General features: G+C 63.4%; 22 protein-coding genes, 1 tRNA gene and 1 other RNA gene. 8 read left to right on the top strand and 16 right to left on the bottom strand.

Annotated features, from left to right (window positions below; translation table 11 throughout):
- Positions 1 to 152 precede the first annotated feature (152 nt).
- Positions 153 to 227, top strand: a tRNA-Gln gene (locus RA24_RS01130).
- Positions 228 to 297: 70 nt separating this feature from the next.
- Here RA24_RS01130 and RA24_RS01125 read toward each other — a convergent pair.
- The gene (locus RA24_RS01125; protein ID WP_039189159.1) at positions 298 to 1170 is read right to left on the bottom strand and encodes a LysR family transcriptional regulator; all 873 of its coding nucleotides are present in this window, start codon (positions 1168 to 1170) and stop codon (positions 298 to 300) included.
- Positions 1171 to 1268: 98 nt separating this feature from the next.
- On the opposite strand from RA24_RS01125, the gene RA24_RS01120 reads away from it, so the two are divergent.
- Positions 1269 to 1469, top strand: a complete 201-nt coding sequence (locus tag RA24_RS01120; RefSeq protein ID WP_019298200.1) for a hypothetical protein — start codon at positions 1269 to 1271, stop codon at positions 1467 to 1469.
- On the opposite strand, the gene RA24_RS01115 is transcribed toward RA24_RS01120, so the two are convergent.
- A complete protein-coding gene (locus RA24_RS01115) occupies positions 1450 to 1665 on the bottom strand; it encodes a hypothetical protein (RefSeq protein WP_039189156.1) in 216 nt (71 codons plus the stop codon). The genes RA24_RS01120 and RA24_RS01115 overlap by 20 nt on opposite strands.
- Before the next feature lie 40 nt (positions 1666 to 1705).
- Here RA24_RS01115 and RA24_RS01110 point away from each other — a divergent pair, with 40 nt between their 5' ends.
- A complete protein-coding gene (locus tag RA24_RS01110; RefSeq protein WP_039189153.1) occupies positions 1706 to 2398 on the top strand; it encodes a DUF2270 domain-containing protein in 693 nt (230 codons plus the stop codon).
- 6 nt (positions 2399 to 2404) lie between these two features.
- On the opposite strand, the gene RA24_RS01105 is transcribed toward RA24_RS01110, so the two are convergent.
- The 5 genes from RA24_RS01105 to ccoN form a co-directional block, all read right to left on the bottom strand.
- A complete protein-coding gene (locus tag RA24_RS01105) occupies positions 2405 to 3391 on the bottom strand; it encodes a calcium/sodium antiporter (protein WP_039189149.1) in 987 nt (328 codons plus the stop codon).
- Between the two features lie 271 nt (positions 3392 to 3662).
- Positions 3663 to 4532 carry a cytochrome-c oxidase, cbb3-type subunit III gene (gene ccoP / locus RA24_RS01100; RefSeq protein ID WP_039170503.1) on the bottom strand — a complete coding sequence of 290 codons (870 nt, stop codon included), beginning with the start codon at positions 4530 to 4532 and terminating at the stop codon, positions 3663 to 3665.
- On the bottom strand, positions 4529 to 4735 hold the full coding sequence (locus RA24_RS01095) for a CcoQ/FixQ family Cbb3-type cytochrome c oxidase assembly chaperone (protein ID WP_019298205.1): 207 nt from the start codon (positions 4733 to 4735) through the stop codon (positions 4529 to 4531). The genes ccoP and RA24_RS01095 overlap by 4 nt, the downstream gene beginning before the upstream one ends.
- A gap of 11 nt (positions 4736 to 4746) precedes the next feature.
- Entirely contained in the window at positions 4747 to 5475 is a 729-nt protein-coding gene (gene ccoO / locus RA24_RS01090) for a cytochrome-c oxidase, cbb3-type subunit II (RefSeq protein ID WP_019298206.1), read from the bottom strand.
- A 14-nt stretch (positions 5476 to 5489) separates the two neighbouring features.
- Positions 5490 to 7100: a cytochrome-c oxidase, cbb3-type subunit I gene (gene ccoN / locus RA24_RS01085; RefSeq protein ID WP_029205030.1), complete on the bottom strand. Its 1611-nt coding sequence runs from the start codon at positions 7098 to 7100 to the stop codon at positions 5490 to 5492.
- Between the two features lie 205 nt (positions 7101 to 7305).
- Here ccoN and RA24_RS01080 point away from each other — a divergent pair, with 205 nt between their 5' ends.
- A complete protein-coding gene (locus RA24_RS01080) occupies positions 7306 to 8145 on the top strand; it encodes a universal stress protein (RefSeq protein ID WP_039189145.1) in 840 nt (279 codons plus the stop codon).
- Between the two features lie 68 nt (positions 8146 to 8213).
- Here RA24_RS01080 and RA24_RS01075 read toward each other — a convergent pair whose 3' ends face one another.
- Together RA24_RS01075 and RA24_RS01070 are read right to left on the bottom strand one after the other, a co-directional pair.
- Positions 8214 to 8471 carry a GlsB/YeaQ/YmgE family stress response membrane protein gene (locus RA24_RS01075; RefSeq protein WP_039189143.1) on the bottom strand — a complete coding sequence of 86 codons (258 nt, stop codon included), beginning with the start codon at positions 8469 to 8471 and terminating at the stop codon, positions 8214 to 8216.
- A gap of 239 nt (positions 8472 to 8710) precedes the next feature.
- A complete protein-coding gene (locus tag RA24_RS01070) occupies positions 8711 to 10030 on the bottom strand; it encodes a serine hydroxymethyltransferase (RefSeq protein WP_039189141.1) in 1320 nt (439 codons plus the stop codon).
- Between the two features lie 117 nt (positions 10031 to 10147).
- Between RA24_RS01070 and RA24_RS01065 the strand changes: the two genes are divergently transcribed.
- Positions 10148 to 11020 carry a LysR family transcriptional regulator gene (locus RA24_RS01065; protein ID WP_039189140.1) on the top strand — a complete coding sequence of 291 codons (873 nt, stop codon included), beginning with the start codon at positions 10148 to 10150 and terminating at the stop codon, positions 11018 to 11020.
- Positions 11021 to 11042: 22 nt separating this feature from the next.
- Here RA24_RS01065 and fnrL read toward each other — a convergent pair whose 3' ends face one another.
- Positions 11043 to 11783, bottom strand: a complete 741-nt coding sequence (gene fnrL / locus RA24_RS01060; RefSeq protein WP_019298212.1) for a transcriptional regulator FnrL — start codon at positions 11781 to 11783, stop codon at positions 11043 to 11045.
- Positions 11784 to 11844: 61 nt separating this feature from the next.
- Here fnrL and hemN point away from each other — a divergent pair, with 61 nt between their 5' ends.
- Positions 11845 to 13200: an oxygen-independent coproporphyrinogen III oxidase gene (gene hemN, locus RA24_RS01055; RefSeq protein ID WP_039189138.1), complete on the top strand. Its 1356-nt coding sequence runs from the start codon at positions 11845 to 11847 to the stop codon at positions 13198 to 13200.
- A gap of 318 nt (positions 13201 to 13518) precedes the next feature.
- Here the strand turns inward: hemN and RA24_RS01050 are convergent, their stop codons facing one another.
- The 4 genes from RA24_RS01050 to RA24_RS01035 all read right to left on the bottom strand — a co-directional run bounded on the left by RA24_RS01050 (position 13519) and on the right by RA24_RS01035 (position 19532).
- Complete coding sequence (locus tag RA24_RS01050) at positions 13519 to 15105, bottom strand: ABC transporter ATP-binding protein (protein ID WP_039189136.1); 1587 nt, start codon at positions 15103 to 15105, stop codon at positions 13519 to 13521.
- 307 nt (positions 15106 to 15412) lie between these two features.
- Positions 15413 to 16519, bottom strand: a complete 1107-nt coding sequence (locus tag RA24_RS01045; protein WP_039189135.1) for an ABC transporter permease — start codon at positions 16517 to 16519, stop codon at positions 15413 to 15415.
- Between the two features lie 3 nt (positions 16520 to 16522).
- Complete coding sequence (locus RA24_RS01040; protein ID WP_039189132.1) at positions 16523 to 17608, bottom strand: microcin C ABC transporter permease YejB; 1086 nt, start codon at positions 17606 to 17608, stop codon at positions 16523 to 16525.
- A 10-nt stretch (positions 17609 to 17618) separates the two neighbouring features.
- On the bottom strand, positions 17619 to 19532 hold the full coding sequence (locus tag RA24_RS01035) for an extracellular solute-binding protein (protein WP_019298217.1): 1914 nt from the start codon (positions 19530 to 19532) through the stop codon (positions 17619 to 17621).
- Positions 19533 to 19760: 228 nt separating this feature from the next.
- On the opposite strand from RA24_RS01035, the gene RA24_RS01030 reads away from it, so the two are divergent.
- Positions 19761 to 19985 carry a putative hemolysin gene (locus tag RA24_RS01030; protein WP_241480876.1) on the top strand — a complete coding sequence of 75 codons (225 nt, stop codon included), beginning with the start codon at positions 19761 to 19763 and terminating at the stop codon, positions 19983 to 19985.
- 97 nt (positions 19986 to 20082) lie between these two features.
- Here RA24_RS01030 and RA24_RS01025 read toward each other — a convergent pair whose 3' ends face one another.
- Positions 20083 to 20592, bottom strand: coding sequence for a c-type cytochrome (locus tag RA24_RS01025; protein WP_019298219.1), 510 nt, complete (start codon positions 20590 to 20592; stop codon positions 20083 to 20085).
- A 118-nt stretch (positions 20593 to 20710) separates the two neighbouring features.
- Here RA24_RS01025 and RA24_RS01020 point away from each other — a divergent pair, with 118 nt between their 5' ends.
- Positions 20711 to 21544: a prephenate dehydratase gene (locus tag RA24_RS01020; protein WP_039189131.1), complete on the top strand. Its 834-nt coding sequence runs from the start codon at positions 20711 to 20713 to the stop codon at positions 21542 to 21544.
- 100 nt (positions 21545 to 21644) lie between these two features.
- Here RA24_RS01020 and ffs read toward each other — a convergent pair.
- Positions 21645 to 21743: signal recognition particle sRNA small type (gene ffs / locus RA24_RS21870), an RNA gene on the bottom strand.
- Positions 21744 to 21756: the final 13 nt, after the last annotated feature.

Genomic DNA, 21756 nt, shown 5'->3' with positions numbered 1-21756 from the left:
CAACACTGTTTTTCAACATCTTTCAGCACCCGGCCCGGTACCTCAGCGCGGACAACGGGGCGATTTCCGGAGCCGCCGAAAGAAGATCTGCATTTTTTTTCAAAAACCCTCTTGCACCCCCCCGAAACAAACTTTAGACAGCGCCTCACCGATGGGGTGTAGCCAAGTGGTAAGGCAGCGGTTTTTGGTACCGTGTACCGTAGGTTCGAATCCTACCACCCCAGCCATCGGCCTCCTGACATAGCGAAACAAGGTAAAAATCGGCTTCAAAGAGCTGGTTCTTGCTCTGCACAGGCTTCAGATGCCAGCTTGGCGGCTGAGCCAGGCGGTGAAACTGCGGGCCTCCGGGCGGAGCACGCCTTTGCGGGTTGCAATGTGATAGCCTAAGTTTTCGCCCTCGGTGAACAAGGCGCACAGGCGGCCGGTCTGCAGGTCCTCGGCGACAAATGCCTGCACGCTGACCGCAACCCCCTGCCCCGCACGGACCGCCTGCATCAGCAGGTTACCGGGCAGCCGGGTTCGAGGGCCGCGCAGACTGTCCTTGACGCCCCGCGATTCCAGCCAGCGCGAAGCCTCCGTCGTGCCCAGCTCCTCCAGCCAGGGCAGATCCAGCAAGTCCTCCGGTGCCGCCACCCGGCGCCCGCGCAGCAGGCTGTCCGCCGCGATCACAACCATTGGCGACTGGAGCAGCATCCGGGCCTCCAGCCCTGGCCACACTCCACCGCCATAACGGATCGCAATGTCGATACCGCCGGGCTTCAGCTCGACGATCTCGCCTCTCGGGTCGAGCACCAGGTCGATCTCGGGATGCGCCGCCTGAAAATCCGCCAGCCGCGGCATCAGCCAATGGGCCGCAAACATCGGCGTGCAGGTGACATGCAGCGGCCGGGCGGCGCCGGCGGCAGAGATATCCAGCACCGCCGCTTCGATCGCGCCGAACCCCAGTTGCAGCGCCCGCGCCAGATGCTCGCCGTCAGCGGTCAGTGTCAGCGCCCGGCCGCTGCGGTCCAAGAGCGCTGCGCCCAGATGCGCCTCCAGCGCCCGCAGCTGCTGGCTGATGGCAGCGTGACTCACATTCAGTGCAGCGCCCGCCTGCACCACATTTCCGGTCTCGGCAAAGGCAGCAAAGGCTCTGAGCGCCGCAAGCGGCGGCATGTGCATCCAATCCATATGTAACTGCACCTTACATAGCGACATTCTTCTTAACTCGCAGGAATCGCCTGTTCAGGCAAGAGTCAGGACCACACGCCAGAACAGGAGGCCGTGACATGCTGAATGATATCTATGCCCGCTCGATGATGACCGCCGCCCGCCAGGACTGTGTGCGGCTGCGCGATCTGCCGCCGGCAAAACCGCTGCCGCGCGCCTATCAGGCCCCGCCGCGCGCACCGGGGCTGCTGGCCAGGCTCGCTGCATGGCTGCGCGGCCGGCCGATGCAGGTGCGCTGCGTCAACCCGCAGAAGATCTGAAAAGAAAAAAGCGCCGGTTTTCCAGGAAACGCGCGAACAGATCGGAAAACCGGCGCATGGCCCGTTTGGCCTGCACGTCGGCCTCGCGGGATTTCTTGCTGCCCAGGAGGGGTACTAGCCAAGCAGCAATCTCTTTCATCTGCGGTTTTACCCCGATTGCGGCACCCGCAGTTTGATGCGGATCAAACTGGCGCAAATAATTTGCCCGGCTTCGCCAAAAAACTTACCCTTGTTTCATGGACACGTCACAGCGCGAACAGACGGCGGCCGGTGCCCGCGCACCGCTGTCACCGGATGAAGTCGGAGCACTTGCGCATCTGTACCGCGGAGAGATTTATCGCAGCACGGTCTGGCGCACCCGGCTCGACACCACCACCAACTGGTCGGTGGTAACACTGGGCGTGGCGCTGTCGATCTCCTACTCTTCGCCGGAGGCCTCGCCGCTGCCGCTGATCCTGGTCGGCGTTCTGATCATCTTCTTCCTGATGCTGGAGGCCCGGCGCTACCGCTATTTCAACGTGTTCCGCGCCCGTGCCCGCTGGCTGGAGACGCATTTCTACACCCCGATGCTGATCGAGGGCGACCTGCACCTGGAGGAGCACTGGCAGGACGTTCTGGCCGCTGATTATTTGCGGCCCGAGTACCATGTCGGCGTGATGACTGCGATCGGGCGGCGGATCCGGCGCAACTATTTCTGGATCCTGCTGATCCAGTCTCTGGCCTATGCGGGCAAGCTGGCGGTGCACCCCACTGGTGTGACCTCCTGGCAGCAAGCGCTGGACCGCGCCGACATCGGCCCCTTCCCGGGGGAGCTGGTGCTGGCCACAGGCGTCTTCTACGTTGTGCTCTGGGGCGGCATCGCCTGGTGGAGCGCCCGCTCAGACGCCGCCCGCGCCAGCAAACGCAGATCAATGACCTCGATGGGCTGAGGCCGCTCAGACGGGCCACAGCCACCAGACATAGGCACCATATCCTGCCAGCAGCACCGCCCCCTCGCGCCGGGACACCCGCAAGCCGGTCCAGGCCAAAGCCAGAAACGCCACTGTAACGCCCAGCATGACCACGTTGCCGAAACCGGCAATCCGCTCCGGCACCTCTGACGGGGCGATCAATGCAGTGGCGCCGCCGATGCCCATCAGGTTGTAAATGTTGGAACCGATGATGTTGCCGAATGCCATCTCTCCCTGCCGCCGCAGCGCGGCTGCAACCGAGGTCGCAAATTCCGGTGCCGAGGTGCCTACCGCCACAATCGTCAGGCCGATCACCGTTTCGGACACCTGCATCATCCGCGCCAGCTGCACCGCCCCGTCGACCAGCAGCCCGCCGCCGCCGAGCACCAGCACCAGCCCGCCCAGCGTCGTGGCAAGCGGGCGCCACAGCGGCAGTCTGGCCGTGTGTGCAGGTGAAACTGCCGGATCCACCCCCTCCAGCGCGGCGGCCTTGTCAAACAATGCTCCGTGCTCTGCAGCAGGTGCTGTCCGTTCCTGCCGGATGGCGAACCAGACATAGACCGCCAGTGCCAGCACAAAGGCCAGTCCGGCAGTCCGCGTCACCGGAACCGTTGCGGCAAGCGCAGCAAAGATCACCGTAGCCGCCAGCATGACACCGCCATCGCGCCGCAGCGCCGCCGACTGCACCGCTATCGGTGCGATCAGCGCCGACACGCCGGCAATCAGCAGTATATTGGCAATGTTGGAACCGGTGATATTGCCATAGGCGATCCCCGGCGCCCCGGCCAGCGCTGCCCGGACCGAGGTCACCAGTTCCGGCGCAGAGGTGCCAAAGCCCACCAGGGTCAGGCCAATCACCAGCGGCGACACCCTGAACCGCTCTGCCACGCGCACGGCGCCGCGCACCAGAAACTCGCCGCCAAGGATCAGCAGCAACATCCCGCCCAGAAGCGGCAGCCAGACTTCAAACACGAGAAACGTCTCCAAGGTCGGCCATGTCATGTCCAAGGCCGCACAGCCTGCACCGCTCACCTGCCGGTCCGGCGATGCCTGCGCCGGGCGCTTTCAGTGGGTGCCTGCGCAGAAAATGATATCGCACCCCATCCGGTTTCAAGGGGCTTGCAATAAATCCGCTTTCCCCGGCTCCCAGATCAGGATCCGCTCATCCTGCACCGCCGGCGCAACGAAAAAGGGCCGCCCTCGGGGGCAGCCCTTTCTGCTTTCCCGCCAATCCGGGCCTGGCTTATTCGCCGCCGCCCAGCTGGTGGACATAGGCCGACACCGCGCGGATCTGCGCCTCTGTCAGGCGGGTGTTCCAGGCCGGCATCACGCCATAGCGCGAGTTGCTGACAGTCTCGGTCAGCGTGCCGTAGTCGCCGCCATAGAGCCAGATCGCATCCGCCAGGTTCGGCGCGCCCTGCGCGCGGTCACCGGTGCCGTCTTCCATGTGGCAGGAGGCACAGTTGTCGGCAAAGACAACCGAACCGGCCTCGACCTTGGACGCATCCTGAGGCTCGCCCGACAGCGACATCACGTAGTTGACCACCTGAGAGATCTCTTCCTTCTCAAGCAGCTCGTCGCGGCCGAATGCAGGCATCTCGGAATAGCGCGCTTCGTCGCTGTCCTCGTTGCGGATGCCGTGGGTGATGGTGGCGTGAATATCCTCCACCGAGCCGCCCCAGAGCCAGTCGTCGTCCAACAGGTTCGGATAGCCCTTGGCGCCAGCCGCACCGGAGCCGTGGCACTGGGCGCACCAGGTCTTGAACACGGCAGAACCCGCGGATACCGCATAGGGGCCCAGTTCCGCATCTTCCGCGATGGCGGTCAGTTCAGCCGCCTCCAGCTTGGCATTGACCGGCGCGTTGGCTTCTTCCACCGCGGTGATCTCCGCCGCGACATCGGCCCGGGTCGACCAGCCAAGCACCCCCGCGGTGGCGCCGTTGATCAGCGGCCATGCCGGATAGGCGATGGTGTAGAGAACGCCCCAGATGATGGTGGCATAGAAGGTCCACAGCCACCAGCGCGGCATCGGGTTGTCGAATTCCTCGATCCCGTCCCACTCATGGCCGGTGGTGTTCGGATCGCCTTCGAATTTCTGCGATTTCTTGCTCATGCCCTCGCCTCCTTAGTCGCGGCGGGTTGGTCCTGGCTGGGCGCAGGTGCGTCGTCATGCCGGAACGGAATGTTTGCGGTGTCCTTGTAGGCCTTGGTGCTGCCCGGGCGGAACGCCCAGACAATCACACCAATGAAGAAGGTGAACAGGAACAGCAGCATCCAGCTGTCGGCGAACTGCCTGAGGAGTGTGTAGAGTTCCATACCATCCTCCCTCAGCGGCTCGCGTCCGGGGTGAAGGTCGAGAAGTCGACCAGCGTGCCCAGCATCTGCAGATAGGCGATCAGCGCATCGGCCTCGGAGATCCCCGGCTTGCCATCAAAGTTACGCACATTGATGTCCTCGCCATAACGCTCCAGCAGCCCGTCATAGTCGCTGTCCGGGTCGGCCTGGGCGCGGAAGTCAGCCTGCGCAGCCTCGATCATCTCGTCGCTGTAGGGCGTGCCCAAGAGCGCGTTGGTGGCCATGATGTCGCCGATGTATTTGCCGTCGATCTTCTTCTCTTCGAGGAAGCCGTACTTCGGCATCACCGATTCCGGCACCACCGACTGCGGGTCGCGCAGGTGGTCTGCGTGCCACTCATCCGAGTAGCGGCCGCCGACGCGGGCCAGATCCGGCCCGGTCCGCTTGGAGCCCCACTGGAACGGGCGGTCGTACATCGACTCCGCTGCCAGCGAGTAGTGGCCGTAGCGCTCGACCTCGTCGCGCATCGGACGGATCATCTGGCTGTGGCAGACATAGCAGCCTTCCCGGATATAGACCTCGCGGCCCGCCATCTCGAGCGGGGTGTAGGGTCGCATGCCCTCCACCTTCTCGATGGTGTTTTCCAGGTAGAACAGCGGTGCGATCTGCACCAGGCCGCCGATGGTCACGACCAGGAAGCTGAAGATCAGCAGCAGGGTCGCGTTGGTCTCGAGGATCTTATGTTTGTCGAGAATAGACATAGCTTCCTGGCTCCTTATTCAGCCGGGACCTGGACCGTCAGGCTGGCCTCTTTGGCCGGCGCCTTACGGACCGTCATCCACAGGTTGTAGCACATGATGATGGAACCCGCGAGGAACATCACCCCGCCCAAGCCCCGCACCACATACATCGGGAACTTCGCTGCCACGGTGTCGGCAAAGGAGTTCACCAGGAAGCCGTTGGCGTCCACTTCACGCCACATCAGGCCTTCCATGATACCGGTCACCCACATCGATGCGGCATAGAGAATGATGCCCATGGTGGCGAGCCAGAAGTGCCAGGAGACCAGACGCAGGCTGTACAGGCTCTCACGCTTCCACAGCGCCGGCACCAGATAGTAGAGCGCGCCGAAGGTGATCATGCCGTTCCAGCCCAGCGCGCCGGAATGCACGTGGCCAATGGTCCAGTCGGTGTAGTGCGACAGCGAGTTCACCGCGCGGATCGACATCATCGGGCCCTCAAAGGTGGACATGCCGTAGAAGCCCAGCGAGATCACCATCATCCGGATCACCGGGTCGGTGCGCAGCTTGTCCCAAGCGCCCGACAGGGTCATCAGGCCGTTGATCATGCCGCCCCAGGAGGGCATCCACAGGATCACCGACATCACCATGCCCAGGGTCGAGGCCCAATCCGGCAGCGCGGTGTAGTGCAGGTGGTGCGGACCGGCCCAGATATAGAGGAAGATCAGCGCCCAGAAGTGGATGATCGACAGCTTGTAGGAGAACACCGGACGCTCGGCCTGTTTCGGGATGAAGTAATACATCATGCCCAGGAAGCCCGCGGTCAGGAAGAAGCCCACAGCGTTGTGGCCGTACCACCACTGGATCATAGCATCCTGCACGCCCGGCCACACGATGACCGACTTGGAGCCCCAGATCGAAACCGGGATGGTCATGTTGTTGATCAGGTGCAGCATCGCCACGGTGACGATGAAGGACAGGTAGAACCAGTTCGCCACATAGATATGCGGCTCCTTGCGCTTGATGATGGTGCCCAGGAACACTGCCAGATAGGCCACCCAGACGATGGTCAGCCACAGGTCGACGTACCATTCGGGCTCGGCGTATTCCTTAGATTGGGTGCCGCCCAGCAGATAGCCGGTCGCCGCCAGCACGATGAACAGCTGGTAGCCCCAGAACACGAACCAGGCCAGGTTGCCGCCCCAAAGGCGCGCCGCGGAGGTCCGCTGCACCACATAAAAGGAGGTCGCAATCAGCGCGTTGCCGCCAAAGGCAAAGATCACCGCAGAGGTATGCAGCGGGCGCAGGCGGCCAAAGTTGGCCAGGCCCTCGGCCCATTCGAAGTTCAGCGCCGGAAACGCCAGCTGAAACGCGATGAAGGTTCCCGCCAGGAACCCGACCACACCCCAGAAGGCGGTTGCAATCGTGCCAGCGCGGATCACGCTGTCGAAATACTCATTTTCCAGACCGGCGGGTGCCATTTTCGGCTCGTCGGTTCTGCGCAAAGTGTAGAGAAACAGGCCGCCAGCCACGATCATCACGATGATCGCGTGCACCTGGTAAGCCAGATCCCGCGCGTAATTGGTGCCGATCATCGCAAACAGCGTGACCAGACCAAGCGCTATCAGCTTGATATAATTAGACATCTTGCGTCCCTTTGCCATGCCCCCGCGATTCTTGCGAAACCGGAGACGTTATTAGACCGCGCCCTTCATGCAAAACGCGCCTTTCTGCCGCCTTGATCTGCATCAAGACATTTCCGGGCAACATGTGACACTTCTTCCCGAGCAGTGAAACTCCACGCACCAGCACCCGTCAGGATTGCGGTGCACTTTCCGCCGAGAGGTGTCAATGTCCTACAAGTCCTTACTTACCGTTCTGACAGCTGCGGACACCGCAGCGGCGCCTTTGGCGCAAATTGCGGCCCTGGCTGAGGAATTCGGCGCCCATGCCGATGCGCTCTGCCTCGGAGTGGACCGCACCCAGACAGGATACTACTATGCCGGCGCCAATGCGATGGTGCTGCAGGAAACCCTCGCCCGGGCGCAGGAAGAGGCCGAAGAGGTTCAGGCCCGGGCCGATGCGATCCTGCAGCAGGCGGGCGTGGCCTGCGGCACCGACAGCGGCGTTGCCCAAATCGCCGACATCGGCCGCCATGTGGCCCGTCAGGCGCGGTTCTCCGATCTGGTGGTGCTGGGCCAGCCCTATGGATCAGGCAAGCGTGCAGAGGCAGAACCAATCGTCGAAGCCGCCCTGTTCGAGGGCCGCGCGCCGGTGCTGGTGGTGCCGGACAAGGGCGCGCCGCTGAAGCAGCCCAAGACTGTACTGGTCGCGTGGAACGAAAGTATTGAGGCGATGACCTCGATCCGCCGTGCGATGCCGTTCCTGCAGGGTGCCGATCTGGTCCGCATCGCTGTGATCGACCCGCCCCAGCACGGCCCCGAACGCTCCGATCCCGGCGGCATGCTGGCGCAGATGCTGGCCCGCCACGGGGTCAATTGCGAGATCGACGTGCTCAGCAAGACGCTGACCCGGGTGTCGGACGTGCTGAACCGCCACGCCGCCGACACCGCCGCCGACTTGATCGTGATGGGCGCCTATGGCCACTCCCGCTTCCGCGAGGCTATCCTGGGCGGCGCCACCCGCAACATGCTGGAACAAGCCGCGGTGCCGGTGCTGATGGCCCACTGAGGCCAGCCAGGCTGCCCAAACAGAAAGGCGCCCCGCGGGGCGCCTTTTTTCGTGGCCGTAGCCGGGGCCTAGCCTGCCTTGCGGATCAGGCCAATCAGGAACAGCAGGATCACCGCGCCGATGGTGGCGTGGATCAGCGACCAGAAAAAGCCGCCGCCCGCGGCAAACCCCAGCGCCGGAAAGATGGTGCCGGCCAGGAAGGCACCGACCACACCGACAATGATATTGCCAAGGATGCCAAAGCCGCGCCCCTGCATGATCTTGCCGGACAGCCAGCCCGCCAGCGCCCCGATGATCAGCATCCCGATCAGACTTCCAAACTGCATTGCCGCCTCCATGTATTGTTACCGCAATAGTAGAACACAACCGCGGCTCCGGGTCACCCGCTGCCGTCAGGTCCGGCAGTCAGAACCTCTCCCGCCCGTCGTCCGCCTTTCCTGCGGCAAGGCATCCTCCCGTTGGGCCAGGCTCGGCGCGCCGCGCCGAGCCTGGCCCAAAGCCGCCAGCGGGTCCGGCACAGCCGGTCACGCGCGGGTGCGGGAGAGCGCCGCTTTGGCGTTCAGCCTCAACGGACGTAGTGCATCCGCTGGAAACCGGCGCGGTACGCGGCAACCTCTGCCGCCATGGCTGCCGGGTCCTTTGCCCGAATGGCCCGGGCGATCAGGTCTGCGAGCTTGGGCGCATCCGCTAGGGTGACACCCCGGCGCACCAGTTCCGGCGTGCCGATGCGCAGCCCGTTCATGTCGCCCGGCACCTCCGCGATGGGCAGGCCGATGCCGCAGGCCAGGAAGCCTGCCTTGCGCAGATGCTTCGATGCCGCCTGGCCGCCACCGAACTCCGCCGCCTCCAGTGCAAACTGATGCGACTGGGTCATGCCGCGCGCAGCGGCAAAGACCGGCAGCCCCTGCCCGGCCAGCGCCTCGGCCAGGGCCAGCGACAGATCTGCCATCGCCTTGGCATAGCCCGCGCCATGCTCCACCCAGTCCAAGAGGCTCATCGCCAGTGCCGCCGATTTGGCCGCATCAAAGTTCGCGGTCATGCCGGGAAAGGCGATGGCATCCAGCCGCTCGGCGATGTCCGCATCGTTGGTGACGATCAGCCCGCCAGCCGGGCCGCCCAGGCTCTTGTAGGTGCTCATCGTCATCAGATGCGCGCCCTGCTCCAGCGGGTTGCCCCAATGGCCGCCCGCGATCATGCCGCACTGGTGGGCTGCGTCGAACAGCACCTTGGCGCCCACCTCATCCGCAATCGCCCGTATCTCCGGCACCGGATGCGGGAACAGATTGAGGCTGCCGCCGATGGTGATCAGTTTGGGCTGCACCTCGCGCGCCAGGTCGCGCAGCGCGTCCAGATCGACGGTATAGCCATCGCCGTCCACCGGCGCCGGATGGGTTTGCAGCCCGTAAAGCCCGGCACAGCCGCCCGCGTGATGGGTGACATGCCCGCCCACCGCGGCGGGCGGTGCAATGATTGCATCACCGGGTTTGGTCAGCGCCATGAAGCCATAGAGATTGGCCAGCGCGCCAGATCCCACCCGGATCTCCGCATAGCGCGCATTGAAGACCTGTGCCGCGATCTCGGCAGCGATCACCTCGATCTCCTCGATGGCCTCCAGCCCCATCTCGTATTTGTCGCCGGGATAGCCCAGCGACGGCCGACTGCCGAGACCGGTTGCCAGCAACGCCTCAGCCGCCGGGTTCATCACATTGGTGGCCGGGTTCAGGTTGAAGCAGTCGCGGTCGTGGATTTCCGCATTGCGGTCCGCCAGCGCGGTCAGCCGCGCAGCGGTCTCTGCGCTGGTGGCAGCGGCGGTCTTGGCGGCCACGGTCTGCACGTAGTCTTCGCAGGCGGCGGGCACCCAGTTGCGGCGGGCAAGCTCTGTCATGGTCTGTCTCCTTGGCGCAGTAGCGGGTTTCTCTCTGCCCCCATCAAACCGCCGATGCCCCCTTGCGCGCAAATCAGTTTTCCAGAAAACTAGGGCTAGAAAAATTGAGGCTAAGCCATGGCTGTTTCCCCGCCCCCTGCCCAATCGCTGCCGCTGACCGCCTTGCGCGCCTTTGAGGCCGCCGCCCGGCTCGGCGGGTTCTCTGCGGCCGCGCAGGAGCTGGGGGTGACCCCCGGCGCGGTCTCGGCCCAGATCAAATCGCTGGAGGACGCGCTGCAGGCACAGCTGTTTCATCGCCGCCCCAAGCAGGTGACGCTGACGCCGCTTGGCGCGCGGGTGCTGCCGGAGTTCACAGCGGCCTTCGACCAATTGAACGCCGCCACTCGCACCTTGCGCGAAGAAGCCCAGCCCAGCACCGTGCATATCGCCACCCTGCCAGCCATCGCCCAATTCTGGCTGTCGCCGCGCCTGCCGGCCTTGCGCGCTGCGATGCCGGAGATGGTGGTCTCAGTCACAGCCACCGAGGAACCGCCGAACCTGAAGCGTACGCCCTACGACCTGTGCCTGTTCTACGGCGGCGATCAGGGGCGGGTGATTGAGCAGGACGTGATCTTCCCGGTCTGCGCCCTCGCGCTGGCAGAGCAGCTGCGCACTCCTGCGGACCTGCAGAACGTGCCCTGCCTGTCAGACGCGGTCTGGGCGCAGGATTGGGAATATTGGCTGCAGGCCGCCTGCCCCGGCGAGACCCTGCACCTGCGGGGGCCGGAATACTCGCTCTACTCGCTGGCAGTGGAGGAGACTGTCAATGGTGCGGGTGTATTGATCGGCCATCAGGCGCTGGTTGCGCCGCTGCTGGACAGCGGCAAGCTGGTGGCGCCGTTTGCGGTCAAAGCAGAGCTGCCCCGCAAATTGAGGCTATGGAGCCTGCGCCCCTCCGGCCCGCGCAGCCCGGCGGCGCGGGTGGCGCGCTGGCTGATGGACAACCGTTAGAGGATAAAGGGAAAAGGCGGCTTCAGCCGAGGAAGCCGCCGTCGCTGTCGTCGCCCGCTTCTTCCATCAGGCGGCGCATATCCGGCACGGTCACATGACGCTTGCCTTCCAGCTCGATGATACCGTCGCGTTTAAGCGCCGAAATCTGGCGGCTCACGGTTTCCAGCGTCAGGCCCAGGTAGTCTGCCATCGCCTCCCGCGTCAGCGGCAGGTCGAACACCATCCGGTTGGTGGCGCCGCCCGGCGTCAGCGTGGCATCGCGGCGGGCGATGATTGCCAAGAGGCTCGCGATCTTCTCACGCGCGGTCTTGCGGCCCAGCACCAGCATCCACTCGCGCGCGGCGTCGAGTTCATCCAGGGTCATCTCCAGCAGCCGGTGCGCGATATGCGGGGTGCGCTCCATCAGCTCCTCAAAGGGCTTCTTGCGGAAGCAGCACATCACCACATCGGTGGTTGCCGCCACATCATAGGCCGCGCCTTCGCGGCCCGGACGGCCGACAAAATCGCTGGGCAGCAGCAGGCCCACCATCTGGGTGCGCCCGTCCTCCATCGTCTGGGTCAGGGAAGCGATGCCGGAAACCACGGAGCCCACGAAGTTCATCACGTCGCCGGACCAGATGATCGGCTGGCCGGCCTCATAGGTGCGGTAGTATTTGATCGCGTCCAGCGCTTCCAGCTCATCCGCGTTGCAGCGCGCGCACACGGCACGGTGACGGATCGGGCAATCGCCGCATCTGGATTGTGACATAATGGGAGCGTTCATTCGCTGGTCCGTTTGATCTGGGTCAAGGCTCTGGTTCGCGCGCTGCCATAACGGTAATTGAATGGAACAGAAAGCTCAATTGGCCGAACTGGGTTTGTTTGACGCCAAAGTGCCGCGCTATACCAGCTATCCCACCGCGCCGCACTTCGGCAAGGACACTGATCCCGCGCAGTTTTCCAGTTGGGTTTCAAAGATTTCACCGGGCAGCAGCATCTCGCTGTATTTGCATGTGCCCTTCTGCCGCAGGTTGTGCTGGTTCTGCGCCTGCCGAACGCAGGGCACCCATTCCGACGCCCCGGTTGAGGCCTATGTTCAGGTTCTGAAAGCCGAGATTGCGCTCTTGAAGGCGCAGTTGCCGGAGGGCATCACCCTGTCGCGCCTGCATTGGGGCGGCGGCACCCCGACTTTGCTGAGTGCGGATATAATCCGTGAACTGGCGAGCACGATCGCCACGGCCATTCCTCTGGCGCCGCGGGCCGAGTTCTCGGTTGAGATCGACCCGAACGAGATCGGGGACCGGCGGCTGGACGCGCTGGCCGAGGCAGGCATGAACCGCGCTTCTGTCGGGGTGCAGGATTTTGACAGCACCATCCAGCAGGCGATCGGTCGTATCCAGAGTTTTGAGGCCACACGCGCCGCCATTGAGCAGCTGCGCGCACATGGGATCCGCAGCCTCAATGCCGATATCCTCTATGGCCTGCCGCATCAGACATCCGCGATCATGACCGAAAGCGTGCAGAAGCTGCTGTCGCTGACGCCGGACCGGGTGGCGGTCTACGGCTATGCCCATGTGCCCTGGATGGCCGGGCGCCAAAGCATGATCCGCTCCGATGCGCTGCCCACGCCGGAGGTCCGGCTGGAGCTGTTTGAGACCGCCCGTCAGCTGTTCCAGTGGGACGGCTACCGGGAGATCGGCATCGACCATTTCGCGCGGCCGCATGACGGGCTGGCGGTGGCGCAGCGGACCGGGCGCCTGCGCCGCAATTTCCAGGGCTACACCGACGATCCGGCAGAGGTGCTGATCGGCATCGGCGCCTCAGCCATTTCGCGGTTCCCGCAAGGCTATGCGCAAAACGCGCCTGCGACCTCGGCCTATGTGCGCGCCATCCGCGACGGGCAATTCGCCACCGCCCGCGGCCATGCCTTTGGCGGCGAGGACCTGTTGCGGGCGCGGCTGATTGAGGCGCTGATGTGCGATTTCCGCATCTGCCGCGAGGAGATACTGTCGCGGTTTGCCGTCACCGAGGCAAATCTGGACCGGTTGTTTGCAGAGGCCGGCGCAGCCTTTCCGGGGATGCTGGAGGTCTCTGCCAAGGGGTTGAACATCCGTGAGGAAGCCCGCCCGCTGACCCGGATGATCGCCCGCAGCTTTGACGCCTATGACCTGAACCACGCAGGCCACAGCACCGCCATCTGATCCCTTTCTGCCGGGGAGGAGTTCTCCCGCCCGTCGCCGCCGCGCCTTTGGGCGCAGCGCTCCCGTTGGGCGAGGCTCAGCGCCCTGGGCGCTGAGCCTCGCCCAAGGCCGCCAAGGGGTCCTGGCGCAGCCGGGGCACTTGCGGGCGCGGGAGGGTTCCGGTGCTTTTCAACGGCCTCTGAATAGGTCAGAAATGCTGTCTAAATGTTTCGCGCGCGAAACATTTGGTCAACCGCGCTGCCGCAATTTCTGGGCGTTGCGTGAAGTGCGAACGCATAGATGCTGCAAAGCCTGCCAGAGGGTTAACTCGGGAGCGGTTCAACCCGCCGCGGCCAGCAGCCTGCGGGTATAGTCCTGTTTCGGGTTGGCAAACAGCTCCTCTGCCGCGCCGGTTTCCACCACGTCGCCCTGATTCATCACCACCACCTGATGCGACATCGCCCGCACCACGTTGAGGTCGTGAGAGATGAATAGATAGGCCAGCCCATAACGTGTCTGCAGATCGCGCAGCAGCTCGACAATCTGCACCTGCACCGTCATGTCCAGCGCCGAGGTCGGCTCATCCAGCACTACCAGTTTCGGGCGCAGCACCATGGCGCGGGCAATCGCAATCCGCTGGCGCTGGCCGCCGGAGAACTCATGCGGGTAGCGGTCCATCGCCGCGGGATCCAGGCCCACCTCCGTCATCACCTCCGCCACCAGTTCGCGGGTGTCGCGGTGCTGGTCCACCTTGTGGATCGCCAGCCCCTCCGCGATGATCTGGGCGCAGGTCATCCGCGGGCTGAGAGAGCCGAACGGGTCCTGGAACACGATCTGCATGTCCTTGCGCAAGGCGCGCAGGTCGCGGGTGGACCACTTGCGCAGGTCCTGGCCCTGGAAGGTGACCGCGCCCTCAGACGCGATCAGCCGCATGATGGCGAGCGCCAGAGTGGTCTTGCCGGAGCCACTTTCACCGACGATGCCCAGGGTTTCACCCGCCCGGACCGAGACCGACATCGGGTTCACCGCTTTCACATGGCCTACAGTGCGCTTCAGAAGCCCGCGCTGGATCGGGAACCAGACCTTGAGGTCTTTGGCGGCCACCAGTTCCTGCGCGTCCGGGGCCACCGGCTGCGGCTGGCCGGAGGGTTCGGCCGCCAGCAGTTTCTGCGTGTAGGGGTGCTGCGGGTTGGCAAAGATTTCTGCCGCCGGGCCTTCCTCGACAATCTCGCCGCTTTTCATCACGCAGACCCGATCGGCGATGCGGCGCACGATGCCAAGATCATGGGTGATGAACAACAGCCCCATGCCCTCGCTTTCCTTCAGCTCCGCCAGAAGGTCGAGGATCTGCGCCTGGATGGTCACGTCGAGCGCCGTGGTCGGCTCATCGGCGATCAGGATGTCGGGTTTGTTCGCGAGCGCCATGGCGATCATCACCCGCTGCCGCTGGCCGCCCGACAGCTGATGCGGGTAGGAGGTCAGCCGGTTTTCTGCGTCGCGGATGCCGACCTTTTCCAAGAGCTCCAGAATGCGGGCGCGGGCGGATTTGCCGGCCAGCCCCTGGTGCAGCGCCAGGGATTCCTCCAGCTGCCGTTCGATGGTGTGCAGCGGATTGAGCGAGGTCATCGGCTCCTGGAAGATGAAGCTGATGTCATTGCCGCGCACCTGCATCAAGTGGCGCTCGCTGGCGCCGACCATCTCGTTGCCATCATAGGTGACGGAACCGCTCACCATGGCGCTGTCGCCCAAGAGCGAGACGGTGGACAGGGCTGAGACCGATTTGCCGGAGCCGCTCTCGCCCACCAGCGCCACGGTTTCGCCGCGGCCGACAGAGAAGGAGACGCCGCGCACGGCCTCGGTCACCTTGCCGTCCTGGCGGAAGGAGACGCGGAGGTTCTGGACGTTCAGGAGGGGATGATCAGTCATAGCGAAGAGGCCGTATAGATCGCATAGAATGCAAAAATGTAGAAAGCTGCAGCAGCATACGACCAAATCCTCAGCAAAGTTGGAGGTTCGATCCTAAAAGCAATCACGAACCCGCTCGCAAGCAACGAAAGCGTTCCGGGGGCAAACAAAAGAAAAAAGAGATACGAAAGACCTTCAAACCAGAGCTTTCCTGGCGGCCTGGGAGTTTCCCAAGCTTCACGCACTACAAACAACGCCAGCAACGCCAAGACAGCATTGCTACCCCAATACAGTAGAGAGGATCGCTTTGGAGTGAACGTCCAAACATTCATGAAAACGTCTTCCGCGGATCAAAGGCATCGCGCACGCCCTCGAAGATGAAGATCAGGAGCGACAGCATGATGGCAAAGGTGAAGAAGGCGGTGAAGGCAAGCCAGGGCGCCTCCAGGTTCTGTTTGGCCTGCAGCGTCAGCTCGCCGAGCGACGGCGCGGAGGACGGCAGGCCGAAGCCGAGGAAATCGAGCCCCGCCAGCAGGCCAATGGTGCCGGTGATGATGAAGGGCAGCATCGTCAGCGTCGCCACCATCGCGTTGGGCAGCATGTGGCGGAACATGATCGTGAGGTTGCCGACCCCCAGCGCCTTGGCGGCGCGGACGTATTCCAGGTTGCGGGCGCGCAGGAACTCGGCCCGCACCACGCCGACCAGCGCGGTCCAGCCGAACAGCACCATCAGGAACACCAGCAGCCAAAAGCTGCGGCCAAGGATCGCAAACATGATGATGATGACATAAAGCGAGTTCACCGAGCCCCAGACCTCGATCACGCGCTGGAACACCAAGTCCGTCAACCCGCCGAAATAGCCCTGCACCGCACCGGCAAGAATGCCGATGAGGCTGGCCGCACCCGTCACCATCAGGGTGAACAGGATCGACAGGCGGAAGCCGTAGATCACCCGCGCCAGCACGTCGCGCTTGGTATCATCGGTGCCCAGGAGGTTCAGCCCGCCAGGCGGCAGCGGCGCCGCGCCGGGACGGTCCACGGTGGTGTTGAAGCTGTAGGGGATCGGCGGCCAGAGGGTCCAGCCCTGGTGGAAATCTTCGCCCGTATAGGTGCCAGCGGCGATCTGCTCCAGGATGGTTTCGGGCTCGTCAAAGCAGTCCTCGATGCCGCCGGAGCGGATCAGGCATTCGACCTCCGGGTCGCTGTAGACGGCTTCGGTCTGGAAATCTCCGCCAAAGGCGGTTTCGGGGTAAAACTTGAACACCGGCGCATGGAGTTCGCCGCGGTAGCTGACGAGGATCGGTTTGTCGTTGGCGATGAACTCGGCAAACAGCGACAGGCCAAACAGCACCGCGAAGATCCAAAGCGACCAGTAGGCGCGGCGGTTGCGGCAGAAGTTGCGCCAGCGGCGCTGATTGAGGGGGGAGAGCGCCATGGATCAGCCCTCCCGCTTTTCAAAGTCGATGCGCGGGTCGACCACCACATACATCAGGTCGGAGATGATGCCGACCACCAGCCCCATCAGGCCGAAGATATACATGGTGCCGAACATCACCGGGTAATCGCGCGCCACCGCGGCCTCGAACCCGAGGCGGCCAAGGCCGTCGAGCGAGAAGATCGTCTCGATAATCAGCGAGCCGGCGAAGAACACGCCGATGAACACCGCCGGGAAGCCCGCGATCACGATCAGCATCGCGTTGCGGAACACATGGCCGTAAAGAACCCGGTTCTCGCTCAGGCCCTTGGCGCGGGCGGTCATCACGTATTGCTTCTTGATCTCGTCAAGGAAGGAGTTCTTGGTCAGCAGCGTCAGCGTCGCAAAGGCCGCGATAGTGGAGGCGGTGACCGGCAGCGCGATGTGCCAGAAATAGTCCATGACCTTGCCGAACAGGCTGAGGCTTTCCCAGTTGTCGGATGTCAGGCCGCGCAAAGGGAAGATCTGCCAGTAGGAGCCGCCGGCAAACAGCACCAGCAGCATGATGGCAAACAGGAAGCCGGGGATTGCATAGGCGGCGATGATCACACCGCTGGTCCAGGTGTCAAAAGGCGAGCCGTCGCGCATCGCCTTGCGGATGCCCATCGGGATTGAGATCAGATAGGCAATCAGCGTTGACCACAGGCCCAGCGAAATGGACACCGGCATCTTTTCCAGCACCAGATCGGTGACACCGATCTTGCGGAAATAGCTCTCGCCGAAATCAAAGCGGGCGTAGTTGCCGAGCATGGTCAGAAAGCGTTCCAAAGGCGGCTTGTCGAGGCCGAACTGTTCTTCCAGCTCCTTGATCAGCTCCGGCGGCAGTCCCTGGCGGCCGGCGTAATTGTCATTGGAGCTGATCGCCTCGGTGCCAGTATCGCCGCCGCCGCCGGCAAAGCCCTCGAATACGTCGCCGCCGCCCTCGAGCTGGGCAATGATCTGCTCCACGGGGCCGCCGGGCACAAACTGAACCAAGGCAAAGTTCACCACCAGGATGCCGAACAGCGTCGGGATCACCAGCAGCAGACGCCGGAGGATATAGGCTGCCATCTCTGGTCCCTTACCGCAGCGCGCCGGCGGCTTTGAGTTCCGCCTCGCGCGCCGCATCAATCCACCACAGGTCCAGCAGGCCGGTGTCATAGGGCGGCAGGTTTTCCGGCTGGCGGTACATGTCCCAATAGGCAACCCAGTTCACATCCAGATACCAGGTTGGCACCATGAACCTCTTGGCCCGCAGCACCCGGTCCAAAGCACGCACATTAGCACGCAGGTCTTCCAGGGTTTTGGCCTCGATAACGCCATCAATCAGCACGTCTACTGCCGGATCGGCCAGCCCGGCCGGGTTGAACACCGAATACTCATGCGCCTCCGAGCCGAAATACTGTTGCAGACCGGTCGACGGCTCCAATGACATCGGGAAAGCAGTGAAAATCATGTCGATCTCCTTTTCCCGGCGGCGGCTGGTAAACTGGGCGTAATCGACCCGGTTGACCACCGCATCCACACCCATGGTGCGCAGGTTCGCGACATAGGGCTGCACGATGCGCTCGATGGTGGGGCTGTCCACAAGGAATTCGATCTTCAGCGGTGTGCCTTCTGCGTTGCGGCGCATGCCGTCATCGCCGACGGTCCAGCCGGCCTCGTCCAGCAGCTTCATTCCCCGGCGCAGGTTCTTGCGGTCGCCGGGGCGCGACGCCTTGGAGGCATGCGCCATCACCGGCTCCGACGTCAAAATAGACGGGTCGATCTGATCGCCGAGCGCCTCCAGCAACTCTTTCTCGCGGCCCTCTGGCAGGCCGGTGGCAGCCAGTGGCGTGTCCTGCCAGAAAGAGGAGCGATGCCGGAACAGCCCGTATTGCAGGCTTTCGTTGGTCCATTCGAAATTGAACGCCAGCTGCATCGCCTCGCGCACACGGATGTCCTGAAACTTGGGCCTCAGCAAGTTCATCACGAAACCGGCGGCAGCAGGCACATTTCCGTCTGGAATTTCCGCTTTGATTACCAGACCGTTGTCAACCGCGGCAAAGTCATAAGCGGTTGCCCAGCTCTTCGAATTGCTTTCCGTACGCAGCGTGTAGACACCAGCCTTGAAGCCTTCCATTGCAGCGATTGCATCGCCGAAGTACTCGACCCGGATGCGGTCGTAGTTGTGGCGGCCGGTATTCACGTTCAGATCCTTGCCCCAGTAGTCCGGGTTGCGCTTGTAAACGATGCGTTGGTTCACATCAGCGCTTTCCAGCACATAAGGCCCGGAGCCGATGCCCGGATCGAGGCGTGGCTCGTCAATGCGGCGGTTTTCCGGGTCCGCCTCGAACCAGGCTTTGGAAAACACTGGCGTGCCACCAACCTGGGAGATCATCGCCCGGCGCGGAAAATCCGGGGAAAAGTGGAATTTGACCCGGTGCGGGCCCAGCGCCTCTGCCTTGGGGATGCGTTTGCGGACGGCCTCGGCATAGGACTTCAGCCCCTGATCCAGCAGGATGTTGTGGGAGAATACGACGTCCTCGGCGGTGACAGGTGTACCGTCTGAGAACCTGGCCTCAGGCCGCAGGTTGAAAATCACCCAGTCCTGGCTTTCGGGGTATTCCAGGCTTTCGGCGACCAGCCCGTAGTATGAACCGGGCTCGTCATAGGATTCCACCAGCAGGCTTTCGTAGTGGCTGGAGGCAAGCATCCCGGCGCGGCCCTTGCGGGTGAACGGGTTCATGCTGTCAAAGGTGCCGACTGCGGAAATCGACAGTTCACCGCCTTTGGGGGCTTCTGGATTGACGTAATCGAAATGAGCGAAACCTTCCGGGTATTTCAGCTCCCCGAACTCGGCAAAGCCATGCGCCTTGATGATCGTCTCATCCGCCCTAGCCAGCGTCGCGGCGGCCAGCGCCAGGATCATACCAAAAGCAAGCGCGGCGGCGGCCTGCAGCGGGGTCACTCTGTCCTTGGCGCGCACCCGCGCCGCTGCTCGAGCGGTGTTCATCTGCCATGACCTCCTTTGTCCGGAATTCGGGCCCGGATTTCTCGCCCCAAGCTAATGGCCGGGGGTGGTAACATTCAAGTTGAGATTAGGTGATATCCCCGGCTCTCTTGGCACAAAGCAGCCGAAAACCGTGCTTTTTCAAGGCCGCGCTTGCCCGCAATAAAATTGCCTGCCAGCCTCATATCACGATTGCGTTATGAAACGAGGGAGTTTGCGATGCTGAAGTCAATGAGATTTGCCGCCCTTGCGGTTGCCGGGGCCGCCGCGCTCAGCGCCTGCGCCCAGCAGGAAGAGGAAGTCGTCTACACCAGCCCGGAAGAGGCCTATTGCGTGCAGACCGGCGGCAGTTACGTGCTGCGCAGCGGCAAGGCGGGCACCATCGGCGTCTGCATCCTGCCCGACGGCACAGAGCGCGACGCGCTGGCCTATTACCGGGAAAACAACCCGGCCTGATCCGGCCGCTCACGGAACACCACTCACGCGAACATCAAAAAAGCCGCTGCGATTTGCAGCGGCTTTTTCAATTGGAGTGCTGGGACAGCGGTCCGGCTTAGCCGTCCAGGCTGTCCAGATAGGCGATGAGGTTCACCCGGTCGGCCTGCTTTTTCAGGCCGGAGAACGACATGGTGGTGCCGGAGGCATAGGCCGACGGCTTGGCCAGGAAGGCGTCCAGCTCTTCCGGGGTCCAGGCCTTGCCGGCCAGGCCGGTCAGCGCGCCGGAGTAGCCGAAGCCGGATGCGGAAGCGATATCGCGGCCAACCACACCGTAGAGATACGGGCCGGTTGCGTTGGCGCCGTCTTCCAGCTTGTGGCAGGCGGAGCACTTCTTGAATACCTTGGCGCCTTTGGCGGCGTCGGCGGAGGCCATCAGCTCTTCAAAGCTGACTTCCGGCTCGTCGCTGCCGGCATCTTCGGCCGAGGCGACTTCGATCACATAGGAAGCCTCACCGTGGCTGTCCATGTGATACAGTACTTCTGCGCCCCATTTGCCCAGAAGGAATACCAGGAACGCGCCGCAGATGCCTGCGGTCGCTTTGGTGAGGGTCATCGTGTCAAACATGATCGCGAGTCCATTTAGCTGTCTGCAGGGGTGTCTAAGGCTTCCCCTCCCAAGTGGCAAGGTATAGACAGCGCGACGAAACGCCCAATTCTTGAAGTTTTGCACGGGGAACACACCCATGAGCCGCAAAATCGCCATTCAGGGGGAGCTTGGCTCCTACAGCCACGAGGCCTGCCGCATTGCCCGCCCCGGTATGGAGGTGCTGCCCTGCCGCACGTTCGAGGAGATTCTGGAGGCGGTGCGCAGCGGTGAGGCGCAGCAGGCGATGCTGCCGGTGGAGAACTCCACCTACGGGCGGGTGGCCGACAGCCACCGGCTGCTGCCGCACAGCGGGCTGCACATCATCGACGAGGCCTTTGTGCGGGTGCATATCAACCTGCTGGCGGTGCCGGGCGCGAAACTGGAGGATATCCGCGAGGCGCATTCGCATCTGGTGCTGCTGCCGCAGTGCGGGACGTTCCTGCGCGAGCACGGCATCCGCGGCCGCGTCAGCCCCGACAATGCCCGCGCCGCCCGCGACGTGGCCGAGGCCGGCGACATCCACTCTGCCGCGCTGGCCAGCGAACTGGCGGGCGAGATCTACGGGCTGGACGTGCTGGCCCGCCATATTGAGGACAATGGCGACAACACCACCCGCTTCCTGATCATGGCCAAGGATATTGATTACACCCGCCGCGGTGCCCACAACATGATCACCAGCTTCGTCTTTCAGGTGCGCAACATCCCGGCGGCGCTCTACAAGGCGATGGGCGGCTTTGCCACCAACGGCATCAACATGACCAAGCTGGAAAGCTACATGGTGGACGGCTCGTTCACCGCGACCCAGTTCTATGCCGATATCGAGGGCCACCCCGAGGATGCCAATGTGCAGCTGGCAATGGACGAGCTGAGCTATTTCACCACCAATGTGGAAATTCTCGGCGTCTATCCGGCAGACAACGGCCGGTTCTAGGCCAGCCGGAATTCGGCGCGAATTCCGGCCAGGAAAAATCGATTTTCCTGGCCGTTTTCCTCGCAGGAAAACGGCGTCTCGATCACAGCGCGGCGGGGATAAGTGAGAGGCTGGACATCGACCCAAGCGGGGCTCGTTGTGGCTGCTTCCTTCCGGACCTGACCAGGTTGGCGAGGCGCTTGCCCGCGCCAACCTCTCGAATCCCGATATAA

It is taken from the genome of Leisingera sp. ANG-M6, from assembly GCF_000813905.1.
Taxonomy (GTDB): Bacteria; Pseudomonadota; Alphaproteobacteria; order Rhodobacterales; family Rhodobacteraceae; genus Leisingera.
This window is presented reverse-complemented; position numbering and strand designations above follow the sequence as displayed.

Excerpts from the sequence above, each read along its gene's own strand:
- RA24_RS01125 (WP_039189159.1), bottom strand. The coding sequence starts at position 1,170 with ATGGATTGGATGCACATGCCGCCGCTTGCGGCGCTCAGAGCCTTTGCT.
- RA24_RS01120 (WP_019298200.1), top strand. The coding sequence starts at position 1,269 with ATGCTGAATGATATCTATGCCCGCTCGATGATGACCGCCGCCCGCCAG.
- RA24_RS01110 (WP_039189153.1), top strand. The coding sequence starts at position 1,706 with ATGGACACGTCACAGCGCGAACAGACGGCGGCCGGTGCCCGCGCACCG.
- ccoP (WP_039170503.1), bottom strand. The coding sequence starts at position 4,532 with ATGAGCAAGAAATCGCAGAAATTCGAAGGCGATCCGAACACCACCGGC.
- RA24_RS01095 (WP_019298205.1), bottom strand. The coding sequence starts at position 4,735 with ATGGAACTCTACACACTCCTCAGGCAGTTCGCCGACAGCTGGATGCTG.
- ccoO (WP_019298206.1), bottom strand. The coding sequence starts at position 5,475 with ATGTCTATTCTCGACAAACATAAGATCCTCGAGACCAACGCGACCCTG.
- ccoN (WP_029205030.1), bottom strand. The coding sequence starts at position 7,100 with ATGTCTAATTATATCAAGCTGATAGCGCTTGGTCTGGTCACGCTGTTT.
- RA24_RS01080 (WP_039189145.1), top strand. The coding sequence starts at position 7,306 with ATGTCCTACAAGTCCTTACTTACCGTTCTGACAGCTGCGGACACCGCA.
- RA24_RS01075 (WP_039189143.1), bottom strand. The coding sequence starts at position 8,471 with ATGCAGTTTGGAAGTCTGATCGGGATGCTGATCATCGGGGCGCTGGCG.
- RA24_RS01070 (WP_039189141.1), bottom strand. The coding sequence starts at position 10,030 with ATGACAGAGCTTGCCCGCCGCAACTGGGTGCCCGCCGCCTGCGAAGAC.
- RA24_RS01065 (WP_039189140.1), top strand. The coding sequence starts at position 10,148 with ATGGCTGTTTCCCCGCCCCCTGCCCAATCGCTGCCGCTGACCGCCTTG.
- fnrL (WP_019298212.1), bottom strand. The coding sequence starts at position 11,783 with ATGAACGCTCCCATTATGTCACAATCCAGATGCGGCGATTGCCCGATC.
- hemN (WP_039189138.1), top strand. The coding sequence starts at position 11,845 with ATGGAACAGAAAGCTCAATTGGCCGAACTGGGTTTGTTTGACGCCAAA.
- RA24_RS01050 (WP_039189136.1), bottom strand. The coding sequence starts at position 15,105 with ATGACTGATCATCCCCTCCTGAACGTCCAGAACCTCCGCGTCTCCTTC.
- RA24_RS01045 (WP_039189135.1), bottom strand. The coding sequence starts at position 16,519 with ATGGCGCTCTCCCCCCTCAATCAGCGCCGCTGGCGCAACTTCTGCCGC.
- RA24_RS01040 (WP_039189132.1), bottom strand. The coding sequence starts at position 17,608 with ATGGCAGCCTATATCCTCCGGCGTCTGCTGCTGGTGATCCCGACGCTG.
- RA24_RS01035 (WP_019298217.1), bottom strand. The coding sequence starts at position 19,532 with ATGAACACCGCTCGAGCAGCGGCGCGGGTGCGCGCCAAGGACAGAGTG.
- RA24_RS01030 (WP_241480876.1), top strand. The coding sequence starts at position 19,761 with ATGAGATTTGCCGCCCTTGCGGTTGCCGGGGCCGCCGCGCTCAGCGCC.
- RA24_RS01025 (WP_019298219.1), bottom strand. The coding sequence starts at position 20,592 with ATGTTTGACACGATGACCCTCACCAAAGCGACCGCAGGCATCTGCGGC.
- RA24_RS01020 (WP_039189131.1), top strand. The coding sequence starts at position 20,711 with ATGAGCCGCAAAATCGCCATTCAGGGGGAGCTTGGCTCCTACAGCCAC.